At 25.1% G+C, this 15,396-nt stretch carries 12 protein-coding genes; all 12 read left to right on the top strand.

Going from position 1 to position 15,396, the window contains the following annotated elements; all coding sequences use genetic code 4:
* Positions 1-61 precede the first annotated feature (61 nt).
* The 12 genes from GE118_RS04050 (at position 62) to GE118_RS03995 (ending at position 15,387) form a co-directional block, all read left to right on the top strand.
* A complete protein-coding gene (locus tag GE118_RS04050) occupies positions 62-2,551 on the top strand; it encodes a valine--tRNA ligase (protein ID WP_158764132.1) in 2,490 nt (829 codons plus the stop codon).
* Positions 2,539-3,369 (top strand): bifunctional 5,10-methylenetetrahydrofolate dehydrogenase/5,10-methenyltetrahydrofolate cyclohydrolase, encoded by an 831-nt coding sequence (locus GE118_RS04045; RefSeq protein WP_158764131.1) that lies wholly within the window; start codon positions 2,539-2,541, stop codon positions 3,367-3,369. The genes GE118_RS04050 and GE118_RS04045 overlap by 13 nt, the downstream gene beginning before the upstream one ends.
* 9 nt (positions 3,370-3,378) lie before the next feature.
* Positions 3,379-4,356 (top strand): 6-phosphofructokinase, encoded by a 978-nt coding sequence (gene pfkA / locus GE118_RS04040; protein ID WP_158764130.1) that lies wholly within the window; start codon positions 3,379-3,381, stop codon positions 4,354-4,356.
* 45 nt (positions 4,357-4,401) lie between these two features.
* Positions 4,402-7,479: an MYPU_1760 family metalloprotease gene (locus GE118_RS04035; RefSeq protein ID WP_158764129.1), complete on the top strand. Its 3,078-nt coding sequence runs from the start codon at positions 4,402-4,404 to the stop codon at positions 7,477-7,479.
* A gap of 46 nt (positions 7,480-7,525) precedes the next feature.
* Positions 7,526-8,503 carry a DNA cytosine methyltransferase gene (locus GE118_RS04030; protein WP_158764128.1) on the top strand — a complete coding sequence of 326 codons (978 nt, stop codon included), beginning with the start codon at positions 7,526-7,528 and terminating at the stop codon, positions 8,501-8,503.
* Positions 8,496-9,212 (top strand): UpaP162 family type II restriction enzyme, encoded by a 717-nt coding sequence (locus tag GE118_RS04025; RefSeq protein ID WP_158764127.1) that lies wholly within the window; start codon positions 8,496-8,498, stop codon positions 9,210-9,212. The genes GE118_RS04030 and GE118_RS04025 overlap by 8 nt, the downstream gene beginning before the upstream one ends.
* Positions 9,213-9,364: 152 nt before the next feature.
* Positions 9,365-10,069 (top strand): purine-nucleoside phosphorylase, encoded by a 705-nt coding sequence (gene deoD, locus GE118_RS04020; RefSeq protein ID WP_158764126.1) that lies wholly within the window; start codon positions 9,365-9,367, stop codon positions 10,067-10,069.
* A 1-nt stretch (position 10,070) separates the two neighbouring features.
* Positions 10,071-11,366 (top strand): pyrimidine-nucleoside phosphorylase, encoded by a 1,296-nt coding sequence (locus tag GE118_RS04015; protein ID WP_158764125.1) that lies wholly within the window; start codon positions 10,071-10,073, stop codon positions 11,364-11,366.
* A 7-nt stretch (positions 11,367-11,373) separates the two neighbouring features.
* Positions 11,374-12,036: a deoxyribose-phosphate aldolase gene (gene deoC / locus GE118_RS04010; protein ID WP_158764124.1), complete on the top strand. Its 663-nt coding sequence runs from the start codon at positions 11,374-11,376 to the stop codon at positions 12,034-12,036.
* Between the two features lie 162 nt (positions 12,037-12,198).
* On the top strand, positions 12,199-13,533 hold the full coding sequence (locus GE118_RS04005; RefSeq protein WP_158764123.1) for an APC family permease: 1,335 nt from the start codon (positions 12,199-12,201) through the stop codon (positions 13,531-13,533).
* Positions 13,534-13,760: 227 nt separating this feature from the next.
* Positions 13,761-14,321: a hypothetical protein gene (locus GE118_RS04000; RefSeq protein ID WP_158764122.1), complete on the top strand. Its 561-nt coding sequence runs from the start codon at positions 13,761-13,763 to the stop codon at positions 14,319-14,321.
* On the top strand, positions 14,275-15,387 hold the full coding sequence (locus tag GE118_RS03995) for a hypothetical protein (protein WP_158764121.1): 1,113 nt from the start codon (positions 14,275-14,277) through the stop codon (positions 15,385-15,387). The genes GE118_RS04000 and GE118_RS03995 overlap by 47 nt, the downstream gene beginning before the upstream one ends.
* The last annotated feature ends 9 nt before the right edge of the window (positions 15,388-15,396 follow it).

Here is a 15,396-nt window from a genome sequence, read left to right as displayed (position 1 = left end):
TTTATAATATAAATACATTTAAATATTGTATAATTAATGCTTTTTTACACAAAGGAGTGAAATGAATAAAGATTATAATCACAAATTAGTTGAACAAGGTATAGATCAAAAATGACAAGAAAAAGAATATTTTTCAACACACGATTTAAGTAAAAAACCTTTTTCAATCTTACTACCTCCACCTAATGTTACTGGGAAATTACACTTAGGACATGCATTAGATGTTTATATTCCTGATACTATCATTAGATATAAAAAACTTAATGGATTTGATGTTATGTGGCTTCCTGGAATGGATCATGCTGGAATAGCTACTCAAAGTAAAGTTGAAAATGAAATTTATAAGATGTCAGGATTAACAAGACATGATTTAGGTAGAGAAAAATTCCTAGATAAAATTTGAGAATGAAAAGATGAGTACGCAGCTTTATTTAGAAAGCAATGATCAACCATTGGATTGGCTTTAGATTATAAAAATGAACGTTTTACTTTAGATGAAGAAGCTAATAAAGCAGTTACAAAAGTGTTCATTGATTTATACAATAAAGGTCTTATCTATAAAGGTGTTAGAGCAATCAATTGAGATGTTCAATTGCAAACAGCTTTATCAAATATTGAAGTTAATAATGAACCAATGGAACAAAAGATGTATTACATCAAATATCCAATTAAAGATAGTGATAAATATTTAACTATTGCTACAGTAAGAACTGAAACTCTTTTAAGTGATGTTGCAGTTGTATTTAATCCTAATGATGAAAGATACTTAAATTTATTAGGTAAAAGTGTAATTCATCCTTTAACTAAAAAAGAATTACCTATTATCACTGATGAGTATGTAGATATTGATTTTGGATCAGGTTTAATGAAATTAAGTGCTCATGCTGAAAGTGATATTGATATTATTCAAAAATTAAATCTTGAAATTATTGAAACCATTGATAAAAAAGGTTTTATAAATGCTAAAGATAGTATTTTCCATGGTCTTGAACGTTTTGAAGCTAGAGAAAAAATTGGTCAATATTTATTAGATAATGGATTTATTGAAAAAATTGAAAAAACTATCTCAAATGTAGGTATTAGTGATAGATCAAAAAGTGTTGTTGAAACTTTAGTTCTTCCACAATGATTTGTTAAAATGGATCACTTTAGAGATTTAATTTTAAATAATCTTGATAGTGAAGATACAGTTAATTTCTTCCCTAAAAGATTTAGATTAACAATGCAACAATGAATGGAAAATGTGCATGATTGAACTATTTCAAGACAGTTATGATGAGGTCATAGAATTCCTGCTTGATATGACAAAGATGGAAATATCAAAGTCCAAGAAACTAAACCTGAAGGAGATTGAGTTCAAGATCCTGATGTTTTAGATACTTGATTTTCATCTGGAATTGCTCCATTTACTTTCTTAGGATGACCAAAAGCAAATGATAATTTAAAAAGATATTATCCATATAGCTTATTAGTTACGGGTTATGACATTATCTTTTTCTGAGTTGCTAGAATGTACTTCTTTGGTTTAGAATTTATGGATCAAAAACCATTTGATGATTTATTACTTCATGGGTTAATTAGAGATGCTCAAGGTAGAAAAATGTCTAAATCATTAAATAATGGTGTAGACCCAATGGATATGATTGAAAAATATGGATCAGATGCTTTAAGATGATTCTTAATTACTAACACTTCTCCAGGTATGGATATTAAATTCTCAACTGAAAAAGTTGAAAGTGCTTGAAGAGTTAATAATAAATTATGAAATATAGCTAAATATATTTCAGAAATGCAAGATGATAATAATGCTGAATATACTGATGCTGATAAGTGAATTTTAAATAAACTTTATTTATTATCAGAAAAAATCGATAAGTCAATGCAAAACTATGATTTTGCTGTTATGGGAAGTGAAATTTATCGTTATATTTTCAACGATCTTAGTGGTTGATATATTGAATTATTAAAAACCATCCCATCTAAAAAAGGTGCATTAGAAGTTCTTAAAAAATCATTAATAATCCTACATCCATTTATGCCATTTATTACCGATAGAATTTATGGCGAAATTTTTGATCAAGAATTATTAGAGCAATCTTGACCAGAACTAGAATTAAATGAAAATGTAGCTTATATTGATGAAATTATTGAAATAGTAACTGAATTAAGAAAATATCGTGAAGATAATCAAGTTTCTAAAAAAGAAGTATTAAATTATTGATCAATGAACCAATTAAATGATCAAACTATTGATTCAATTACTAAATTAGCTAATGCTAATTTAGTAAAAAACAATGATTATTTAATTAGATTGCAAAATAATAGTATTTTTATTCAATTAACTGATGAAATGAAGCAAAAGAATAAAAAATTATTAATTGAAAAAATAGAATTTTTAAACAAAGAAATAACAAGAGCACAAAATATTTTAAGCAATGAAAACTTTGTTAAAAAAGCACCAAAAGAAAAAGTGGAACTTGAAAAAGAAAAATTAGATAAATATCAAAAAGACCTTGTTAAATACGAGGAGGAATTAAAATGCAAATATTAAGTGGAAAAGAATTAGCTAAAAAAGAGCTAACTAAATTAAAAAAAGAACTTAAAGCACTTGATTTAGCTAGAAAACCAAGACTAGCTATTGTTCAAGTAGGTGATAATCCTGCTTCAAATAAATATATTGAACACAAATTAAAACAATGTGAAAAATTAGGAATTGAAGGTAAATTATATAAATATCGTGAAAATATTACTCAAAATAGATTATTACAAAAATTAGATGATATTAATGATTATTCAGATGGTGTAATTATTCAATTACCACTTCCAGAACACATTCCTACTCAAGTTATCTTAGATGCTGTTCCATACGATAAAGATGTTGATGGATTAAGTACTAAAAATGAATTTAAGCTATATAATGATAATGGTGAAAAACACTTTGTTCCAGCAACAGCAAGAGCTGTATTAGAATTAATGGACCATTATAATATTGATGTTAAAGGTAAAAAAGTGTGTGTGGTTGGAAGAAGCCATCTTGTAGGAAAACCTCTAGCACACATTATTAAACGTCAAGGAGCTAATGTTGCTACTTATGATGAAAATACTGGTATTAAAGGTATTGAAAGTGGTGATATAGTTATTGTAGCTATTGGGGTAGCAAAATATATTAAAGCTAAAAATGTTAAACCTGGTGCTATAGTGATTGATGTTGGAACTAACTTAGATGATAAAATCACTACTGAAATTCATGGTGATGTAGATTTTGAATCAGTTAAAGATAAAGTATCAGCTATTACTCCAGTTCCTGGAGGAGTTGGTCCTATGACTGTAGTATGTTTATTAAAAAACTTAATTGATATTTTTAAATAAGGAGAAACAATGAGAAAAATTGCAATTTTAACTTCTGGTGGTGATGCTCCAGGAATGAACAATGCTGTTAGAGCAGTAGTTAAATCAGCTAAAGCAAATGGATTAGAAGCTTTTTTAGTTTATGAAGGATACAAAGGTTTATACAACAATAATATTGTTAGTGCAGATATGGTTGATGTAGATAGCTACATTAATCAAGGTGGAACATTTATTTATTCTGCAAGATTTCCAGAATTTAAACAACTTGAAGTAAGACAAGTTGCTGCAAATAACTTAAAAGAGCGTGGAATTGATGCTTTAGTAGTTGTTGGTGGAGATGGAAGCTATGCGGGAGCTCAATTATTACACGAATTAGGTGTAAAAACAATTGGACTTCCTGGAACTATTGATAATGATATTGCTTCAAGTGATTATACAATTGGATATGATACAGCTTTAAATACTATTGTTGATGCTGTTGATAAAATTAGAGATACAGCTAAAAGTCATCAACGTATTATGCTAGTTGAAGTGATGGGAAATAATTGTGCTGATTTAGCTTTATATTCAGGTTTAGCTACAGGTGCAGAAATGATTTTAACACCTGAACACAAACCTTCAGCTGAAGAAGTTGCAGCTAAAGCTTTAGAATTAACTAAACAAGAAGGTAGAAGAAGTATTATTATTGTAGTATCAGAAAAATGCTACAACGTAAATGAATTAGCTAGTGTTATTCAAGCAGCTACAAAATGAGATACAAGAGTTAATCCATTAAACCACATTCAACGTGGAGGAACCCCTAGTGCTCAAGAAAGAATTCTTGCAACTTTAATGGGAATGAAAGCGGTAGAATTCTTAATGCAAGGAAAAAGTGGATTAGCAATTGGAATGATCAAAAATGATATTGTAGGAGTTCCTATTTTACAAGCTTTAGATATGGAAAACACTTCTAAATTAAACAATAGAGAAAAAGCTATTAAATTCTCAAAACTTAGCCAAGTAAAATAGAAAAAACTACTTTTACAGTAGTTTTTTCTTTAAATAAAGGAAAAAATGAAACTAAAAAAAGTTATACCAATAATCTTATCAACTAATTTTGTTTTATTAGCTACTAGTTGTTTTAATACTAATACTAATCAACCTAAACCAGTAAAACCAGAACCTATTAATCCTAAACCAGTAGATAATAAACAAGAAGAATTAAACGATCTTAAAAATCAATTTAGCACTTTAAAACAAAGTATTGATAGCTATTTTAATAATTCAAATAATTCTTTATCAAATAAAATTAATAATATAAGTACAATTTTAAATAAAGATATTAATAGTATCAATCTTACTAATTTAAAGCAAATGATTCAATCATTGCAACAAGATTTTAATCAAGCTAAAATGCAAGAAAATAATAAACAAAATGAATTGAATAATTTAAAAGCTAAACTTTATGTTTTAAGATATCAATTAGATAACCCTAATAGATTTGATGCTGCAATAAATGCTGTTACAAATTCTAAACAAGCTAAAAGCTTGATAAATACAATTGAGGTAGAAATTCAAAATGAATTAACTAATGTTAAAACTCAATTAATTAATCAAGTTAGTTCATTAAACGATTTAGAATTAGAAAATCAAATTAATCAAGCTCAAAATAAGCAAGAACTAAATTTAATCAAAGCTAGAGTCTTACAATTATTGGATCTTCAACGTGAAAAAGATAAGTTAAAACAATTTATACAATTAATATATAACCATATCAAAAATAAAGCTCAATTTAACTTAAATAATATCAACGAGTTAGATTACAATAGATTATTAGAAATTAAAGAGCAATTAATAAATGAATCAAAAAAAGAAGTAGAACTTTTAAGAGTTCAATTATTAAATAAAGCTGCAAAATTAAATAATCAAAATTTAAATAATGAAATTCAAAATGCTAAATCATTAGAAGATTTAACTAATTTAGAAAGCAAAGTTAACAGCTTAATTTCTGCTTTAGCACAATCAGCTAAAAATAATTTAATTGCTCAAATCAAGCAATTATATAGTCAAATTGAAATTAAAGGCAATTTAACAATTGATGATTTAAATAGTAAAACAACAGAGCAATTAAATCAAGTTAAACAAAAATTCTTAGATAAGATTCAAGATGAAAAAGAATTAAAAGTTCAGTTTATAAATAAAATTTTAAAACTTGATAATAACCAATTTACTAATGAACAATTAAATAATTATTCATTAAAAGAGTTAATTAATTTAGAAACTAAATTAAAACAACCTAAAAATGAATTAGTTAAAATTGCAGATAATGCATTTTCAAGTTTTGATCAAGATAGAAGCTTAGCAAGTGTAGACATTAATGCAACTAATGGTGTAAATTCTGTTACAACAAAGATGTTCCAAGGCCAAAAAGAATACTTAGAATATGTCGATAACTATACAGGTATTAAATTTATTGAATTTAAAATTCCAGGACATAATTATTTTTTAGGAGCTAGTGGTTTAGTTACTTTAGCTCAAGAATTTAAGCGTAAGATTTCTTTTGGTCCAGAAGTTCATTATTTAAGAAATATTTATATTAATTTCACTGAAGCTCAACCTTTAGGTACTGATGGTGCATATATTAATGAAACTAGATCAATTTATTTATCAATTAATCCAGCAACTTATTCTAATGTGCCAGCTAATTTATTAGTTTATAAATTAATGCCAACTTTATTCCATGAATATATGCACTTTTGAGCTTATATTTATTTAAGAACAGCTATTAAGAAAGATAACACTATTAATAATGTCCAAAATATTGAATTAGTTGAAAATCAAGATGGTAAATTGTTACCTAAATTATGAAATAAAACTTTTGTTGATAAATTTAAAACTTTATTAAATTTTGATTTTGATAAAGTGGGATATTTAGATCTTAATAAATTAAGAAAGTTATATTCTAATACCTTACAAGCAGATACTTCTAATATTACTTTGTGAAATAATTTAAGCTTACATGATTTATGAAGAATTGGTAATGAAGGTGTTGTTTATTCATTTAATGGTATCAATAATCCAATTTATACAATCTCACCTTTTGTTAATGAAGGATTATTATTAAATAATCATTCATTAGCTTATAGTTATGGAATGGATGAATTACTTGCTAGAGAATATACCAAATTTGGTTATGAACCTTATTTTGATATGAAAAATCAAGGAAGTGTTAATTTATTTTCTAAACCAACTGATATTAATTTTTATGGTACTTATGCATTTAATGGAGGAAAAACTAATGTTTATCCAAATGCATATTCTGAAGATTGATCAAAAGTTTATGCACTTAATTTATTTAATTATCCTAATTTATTTAATGAAAATAGCATAATGTATCCTAATAATGTATTTAAATTTGATACATTTTTATACACTGAAAAAGCTAATGCATCTAGTCCTTCAAGCAATCAAATACATACTTTTGATGCTAATAGAAGTAATGATAGAACTAGGGAATTTTATGATTTATATTTAGATTATATGGGTTATGGAAAATCAGTTGCTCAAGTTATATTTAGAGACTCAAATCAAGAGGTTTTACAAAATTCAAAATATAAAATATCATTTGCTAATTCAGGACAAGATATTTTATATTTTGATGCTATAGGATATTTACCTAATAAAGAAGCTTCAGGAATAGTTGCTATAAGTGATGGAACTATTTTATCAAGCACATTGATTAAATATCAAGATACTTTTAATTTCTTTGGTCACAAAGAAATTGATAAAGGAGCTAATTTAACTTCAGGAGATAACTTAAGTACAACTAGAGAATGACAAATTAATAATAGAATTTATCCTGAAACAAAATACTATCAATATTACACACAAAATCAAATTAAGATAAATTATTCAGCTAATAAATATCAATTAAAATTCTGAAAAGATTTAAATAATGATAATAAACCTCAAATGAATGAGATTTTAGATATGGATTTAACAATACCTAGTGTTAAATTATTAGAACCTGGGTGAAAATCTATTACCAAAACAACTAGTTCATCTAATGCAACTTCTACTAGAGAAACAATTTATCCTTATTTTGATTTAGATAGTGATCATAAATCATTAATTTTAAAACAGCATTCATAAATAATTAATTATATTCACTATATAATTAATGAGTTAAAGGGGGATAATGAAGAAAGTTAAAGTTATTGATTTATTTTCAGGTTGTGGTGGATTAAGTTATGGATTTTTTAAAGCTGGATTTGATATTGTTTATTCAGTTGAATTTTGAAAACCTGCTTTAGATACCTATAACTTAAACTATGGTAAAAATGAACCTATAAGAGATATTACAGATCTTAAAATTCGAGAAGAAATTGAAGCAAAATTTAAAAATCAAATTGATATTGTAATTGGTGGTTTTCCTTGTCAAGGATACTCAATGGCTGGTAAAAGAGATAAAGATGATGAAAGAAATCAGCTTTATAAATACACTATTGATGTAATTGAACGAACAAATTGTAATTTGTTCGTTTTAGAAAATGTTAAAGGTATCTTATCTTTTAAGGAAAGAGATGGTGAATTAGTAATTAATAAAATCATTTCAATGTTAAAAGAAATTGGTTATTATTCAGAATATGTTTTAGTAGATGCATCTAATTTTAGAGTTGCTCAAAAACGTGAAAGAGTAATCTTTATTGGTGCAAAAGAAAAAGATAAGAATAAGGTAATTGAAGTTATTAATAAAATTAAAGAAACTAAATTACCAATTAAAACAGTTAAAGATGCAATTTATGACTTAGAAGATGCTCCAGAAAATAAAGAGTTTAATCATATTTTCACAAAACATACAGCTCAAATGATTGAAAAAATTAAACAAACTCCTCAAGGTAAAAGTCCAATGAAAAACTACTCTGATGCATTTAGACGTCAATTTTATGATAGGCCTTCAACCACTGTTAAAGAAAACCATGGTGGAGTGCATCTTCATCCTGTTTTAAATAGAGTAATGACACCAAGAGAACTTGCAAGATTACAAAGTTTTCCAGATGATTTTATTTTTACATCTACTAAATCAAACATCTTAAAACAAATTGGAAACGCTGTTCCAGCAAAGCTATCAGTAGAAATAGTTAAAATAATAAAAGAAGTTTTTAAATATGATTAATTGAACAGAATTAAACAGCCTTAAAGAAGTTTTGTTGAAAGAAATAGATAATATTTTTAAAGTTTATGGTTATGAAATAGAAATAAAAGCAGAAGATTTAAATTTGTTGAAATCTAAATATAGTTGCTTAAGAACATCTACAGCTTTAGGGTACATTTTAGAAGAATTTGTATATCAAAAATTTAAAAATGTATTTAAGAATAATAAAGATTGAGTTATTTGAAGAGAAGGTGAATCAACGCAAAATAGTAGTTATGACTTTGTGCTATCTTGCAATAAATTTGATGCTTTAATAAATATTAAAACAGAGAATATAAATAGTCAAAATAATGCTGTAGCTGCTATAAATAAGTTGCATTTTGATTATGAAAAGAAATACAATAGTGGTAAGGATTTTTATTACATATTACTAAAAGTAATTTATTCAATTGATAATAAACAAACTGCAATGAAAACTGAAACTATAGAATATTACAAAAAAATGCAAATTCAAAGATTTACTTGCTATGCACTTGAAGAAGTTTCTTTTATCAATGGACATAATCAAGATAGTAGAAATTGATCAAATAAAGGTTTTAAGAAAGAATCAGGTAGATTAATAATCAGTGATTCTTTCTTAAAGAAAAATAGACTCAACGAAGAACAAGAAATATCAAATTATCAGACACTACACTTTATTGAGAGTATGTACGAAACAAAAACAAAATAAAATTAATAAATTTCTTAAAAAGAATACTGGTCATAGTATTTGATTCAGGTATATCACTTAATCTACTAAGTGGTAAAATTATAATGATTGAACTTTGTTATAAATAACAAAGAATATATAAGTAATTAATTTTAATTTAGGAGGAAATTTTTATGACACCACACATTCAAGCTAAAAAAGGTGAAATAGCAAAAACAGTTATTATGCCAGGAGATCCATTAAGAGCTAAATTTATAGCAGAAACCTTCTTAGATCCAGGGTTTAAACAAGTTAACTCAGTTAGAAATATGTTCATGTATACAGGGACATACAAAGGAAAACCTATTACTGTTGCAGGTAGTGGAATGGGTTGTCCTTCAATTGGAATCTATTCATACGAGTTATATAAATTCTATGATGTAGATAGAATTATTAGAATAGGTTCAGCAGGATCATATAAAGCAGATTTAGATTTATATGAAGTTGTTTTAGCAACTGAAGCATATGCTGATGGAGATTCTTATAGAAAATTAGCTTTAGGAAAAAGTGGTAATTTAGCTTTTCCAAGTAAAGAATTAAATAAAGAAATCGAAGAAATTGCTAATGATTTAAACATTCCATTACACAAAGGTAGAGTTCATTCATCTGATGTATTTTATTCAGTAGTACCTGTTGAAGAAAGAATTGCTACAACAGAATCATTATGTGTTGAAATGGAATCATATGCATTATTTACCAATGCTGAAGTTTTAAACAAAGAAGCAGCTTGCTTATTAACAATTAGTGATAACATTATTACTCAAAAAGAAACTTCAGCTGAAGAACGTCAATTTGCATTTAAACGTATGATGGAGATTGCTTTAAACTTAGCAAAATAATATGCGTGTAGTTGATATTATTGAAAAAAAACGTTTAAATAAAGAATTAACCAATGAAGAAATTAAGTTCTTAGTTGAATCATATGTTACTAATCAAACTCCTGATTATCAAATGAGTGCATTTTTAATGGCGGTTATGTTTAATGGGATGAATCCTAGAGAAATAGCTACTATGACTAAATATATGATGCATTCAGGAGATGTTATTGATTTATCTGCTATTCCAGGAATTAAAGTAGATAAACATTCAACTGGTGGAATTGGAGATAAAACTACTTTAGCAGTAGCTCCAATTGTTGCAGCTTGTGGAGCACCTGTAGCTAAAATGTCTGGTAGAGGTTTAGGTCATACTGGTGGAACTATTGATAAATTAGAATCTATTCCAGGATTTAATGTTGAAGTATCAGAACAAGATTTTATAGAACAAGTTAAAAAACATAAAATCGCAGTAATTGGACAAAGTGCTCAATTAGTACCAGCAGATAAAAAATTATATGCATTAAGAGATGTTACTTCAACAGTTGAATCAATTCCTTTAATTGCTTCAAGTATTATGTCTAAAAAACTTGCAACTGGATCAAATGCAATCTTACTTGATGTTAAATGTGGTAATGGTGCATTTATGAAAGATTTAGCTCAAGCAAGAGATCTTGCAAGAACTATGATTAATATTGGTAAAGAATTAAATGTTGATGTAAGAGCTGAAATTACTAATATGAATCGTCCAATTGGTAGAGAAATTGGTAATAAAAATGAAGTGCTAGAAGCAATATGAACTCTAGAAGGTAAGGGTCCAAAAGACTTTAATGAGTTAGTTTATTCATCTTGTGCAACTATTTTAGAACAAGCTAAAATTGCAAAAGATCATAATGAAGGTCTAAAAATGGTACAAGAAGTAATTGATAATAAAAAAGCTTTAGCTAAATTCTATGAATTTGTTGAAATTCAAGGTGGAGATGTTGCTAAATTAAAATCAAAAGATTTTTGAAATCCCAAATATAAATTAGAAGTAAAGACTAATGAAAATGGATATTTAGAAATTTTTGATAGTTTAGCTTTTGGATTAGTGTCAATGAAACTTGGTGCAGGAAGAAAAACTAAAGAAGATTCAATTGATTTTGAGGCAGGAATTACATTAAACAAAAAAACTAATGAAGAAGTAAAAATTGGAGATGTATTATTTACTTTATATTCATCTAACCCAATAGATATAGCATTAGTTTCAGAATTATCAAATGCATACAAAATTAATCAAGAACAAGTTGAAAATAAAATAATTTTAGATAAATTACAATAGGAGTATTATGGAATATAACAAAATGATTGATCATACATATTTAAAAGCTGAAGGAACTACAAAAGAAATTGATAAATTAATCAATGAAGCTATTAAATATGACTTTAAAACAGTTTGTGTTAACTCTTCATGAGTAAAATACGTAGCTGATAAATTAAAAAAACAAAACGTTGGAATTACAAGTGTTGTAGGTTTCCCTTTAGGAGCCATGATTACTCAATCTAAAGCTCATGAAGCTAAATTAGCTATTGATCATGGTGCTGATGAAATTGATATGGTAATGAACATCGGTCGTTTTAAACAAGGTGATTATGAATATGTTTTAAACGACATTAAAAAAGTTAAAGAAGCTTGTGGAAACCACGTTTTAAAAGTTATTATTGAAACAGCATTATTAACAAAAGATGAAATTAAAAAAGCAACAGAAATTGTTATGAAATCTGGTGCAGAATTCATCAAAACATCTACAGGATTTAGCTATAGAGGAGCAACTTTAGAAGATGTTCAAATTATGAAAGAAGTTTGTGGAGATAAATTGTTAATTAAAGCAGCAGGAGGAATTAGTAATCTTGATGATTTAATAGCAATGTATAATGCTGGAGCTTCAAGATTTGGAACCAGTAGATCAGTTGCTATTATTGAAGGTAAAGAATCTAAAGGTGGATACTAATTATATTTAATTAATACAAAAAATATCAAATCTAAAATTTGATATTTTTTTATTTAACTTAAATTTAAAATGATAGTAAAATATATATGAAAAAACAAAAAGTTTATTTTTGACTTAAAAATAAAGACTTTTTGCACTTTTTTCAACAATTAGGAGAATTTTATGCATAAAACAATGAACGATAAAACCTTTGTTTTATTATCAATTAATTACATTATTGGTTTTGGTTTTATCGCTACAATTATAGACATAGTTAAATTAGGTTATTTTGGATTACTAATTATTTTTGCAAGTGCATTTATTGCTTTTGTAACTACGTTAGTTTTTGCAAGATTATCTAATGAATACAAAGATGAATATGGTGGTTCGTTTATTTATGCACAGAAAACAGGATATAAAAAATTTGCATTTTTTACAGGATGAAATCAATGAATCCAAGTTCCTTTATTTTCTGCTGCAGGACCATTATTCTTAGAAAGAGTTGCTAGTGTATTTACATCCAATAGCACTACTTTATGAATTGTAAGGTTAATTTCGGTTATATTTTTTATTATTTTGATTTTATTTTCAACTTATGGATTTAAATTTTCAAGATGAGCAATATTAATTACAGCAAGTGTTAAATGAGTTATTTTAATTTTGGGAATTGGTATTTTAGCTTATTTAACAATTGTAAATAATGGTTTTAAAAATAATTTTGCTCAAGCAAAGAATAGTAAAATAGATACTTATTTAATTTTTAGTAATATATTATTTTTTATGTTTGCTTTTGGTGGTATTGAAACAATACCTAATATCGCTAAAGATGTTAAAACCAATAATATTAAAAAATTGATAATAATTGTATTTTTATCAATTTTTACATTTTATATTATTGGATATGTTTTATTTTTAGGTACTGATTTAATTAAAATTAATAATAATTTTATTGGTATTTATCGTATAGTCTTTGGCACAGCAAGTATTTTTATTTTTGGAACATATTTATTAACTTATAATATTGCTTCAACATTAACTAGTGCTAATGTTTATTCAAGAATTATTGTAGCTTTAGCAGAAGAAAAATATTTACCAATGCAACTTGCAAAAACAAATAAAAACAACGAATATAAAAACGCAATATGATTTAATACTTCATTAATCATTATTGCAATGGTATTATTTAATATTTTACCTAACATTTTTCCTCAAATAAGCTTATTTAAAGAAGTAATTAACTTAGGTACAATTTCATTTTTATTCCAATATTTATTAGCATATATTACAGCATTTATATTAGAAAAACAAAGCAAAATTGTTAAAATACCAATTTATGAAAAAATATTGTATATTTTTTCATCTTTATTAATTATTAGTGTGATATTAATTTATGAGTTTCCTTTCTTAGTTGGAGTAAAATGAGCAACATCAAATACAGTATCAATAGTTTCTTATTTAGTCTTCTTACTTTTAGGAATAGGTTTATTTTGATGAACTCTTAGAACCAAGAGGGTATAAATTTAATTTTAACATAATTAAAAGATAGACATATAAGTGTCTATCTTTTAATATGCGAAATTATGGAAACAAAAACTTATATATAAAGGATATATATGGAAAAATATTTTTTTCATAAAAAAATATTTTTATATGTTAATATCGTTTTAAGTAAATAAAAACTTTAATATAAATATAACTTAGGAGAAAAATGATATTTAAAAAAATTAACTTAGATAAAGGTGGATATGCTTAAAAATAAGAAATTAAAATATTTTATTATTGCAGGTTTGGTATTAACTTTATCTATTTCAATTCCTACAGTTTTATATACTAAATTCCAAAATAAAGATTACTTTTTTAAATCTAATGTAAAACAAATTGATTACAAAGAAAATACAAGCAATCAGTATAAACAATTTATTGAAAATAATACTTTTGAAACCAAAGATAAACACTATATATCAAGCTTTCATTTTAAAAATAATGATTCATTCTTATTATCAAATTTATATGATCTAGATAGAAAAATAAATAACAAGATTTTGAATAAATTAAATGAGATTAATATTGATTTATCATGAGAAAAATTAGATCATTTTGATTATCCATATTATTTAAAAATAATAGCTAATAGAATATCTACAACTGCATTAAAAGAGTATTTTAAATACTTTGATAAATTATGAGATGCAAATAAGAGTGTTTTTAAAGTATATGATAATGATGAAATAAATTTTGCTTATACAATTGGAGTTTTTAATGTTTTTTTACACATATCAATTAGATGAATTTATCCAAAGATATAGTCCAAAAACTTCATATGACTTGATTTTTGATACTGCTAATGATAAATATATTGATAATTATATGACATATATAAGATTGACAAAAAGCATTAATACAATACCTACAAACGTATTAAATAGTTTTAAAAATAAACTTATTAATACTAAAAAGGTTAGCAATTTAAGTGATGAACACATTTTAAATGTTAAATACTTTTTAAACGATAATCAATCATTATTGAAAGAACTTAGACAAATATTAGGAAATAGTAAAGATAGCATTTCGTTATTTAAAGCGTATATCGAAACTTTTGATGGTGATTTACCAATAAAAGAAATAGAGGATAAAATTAATTTTTATATTTCTAACAGAAACTTCCAAGAAGTTGTATTTAATGCTAAAGATAGCTTCTTATCAATATTATTAAATTATAGTGATAAACAATACATTAATAAAATAACACCCTATTTAGAAAATACACTTAATAATTATTTAAATAATTTCTTCACAAAAGATATATCTAAAAATTATTATTATTTAATAATGTCTTTAATAAAAATCAAACCAAGTTTATTGGTAGATAAAGCTCAAGCAATAACTAAAAATATAAACAATTTATTAAAAATGGATATAAGAATTTCAAATTGATACTGATTAGTATTGGCTTTATATAACTTGTCTAAATTAGCTAAAAATGTGTATATTAGTCATTCTAATTTATCTGTATTTACAAAATCATTAAATGAAAGAACTAAAGAATTTCCTTTAAGTGAAAATATTTATATTTTAAACCTAATAAATATCTTAGAAATTAATGATAAAAATATTATTAATATAATTAAAAAACAATTACAAGTTGATGATAGCTTACAAAATTTAAACATAAATCAATTGATGTTATTAAATTTAGTGCTAGAAAACAATAATATCACTGACTTTAAAAACAAAATTAATAAAATTATTAAAAGTAAACTAAACCAAATAGATGAACTTAGTAAAAAATACTATAGTTATCTATTAAATCCTGTGTTTCCAAGTTTTAGCCAATTTTTTAGCACTTTTCCATACTTACTATACTACGTATAGTAAAAAAAT

This window comes from Mycoplasma sp. NEAQ87857, assembly GCF_009792315.1.
GTDB lineage: Bacteria > Bacillota_I > Bacilli_A > Mycoplasmatales > Metamycoplasmataceae > Mycoplasmopsis.
This window is presented reverse-complemented; position numbering and strand designations above follow the sequence as displayed.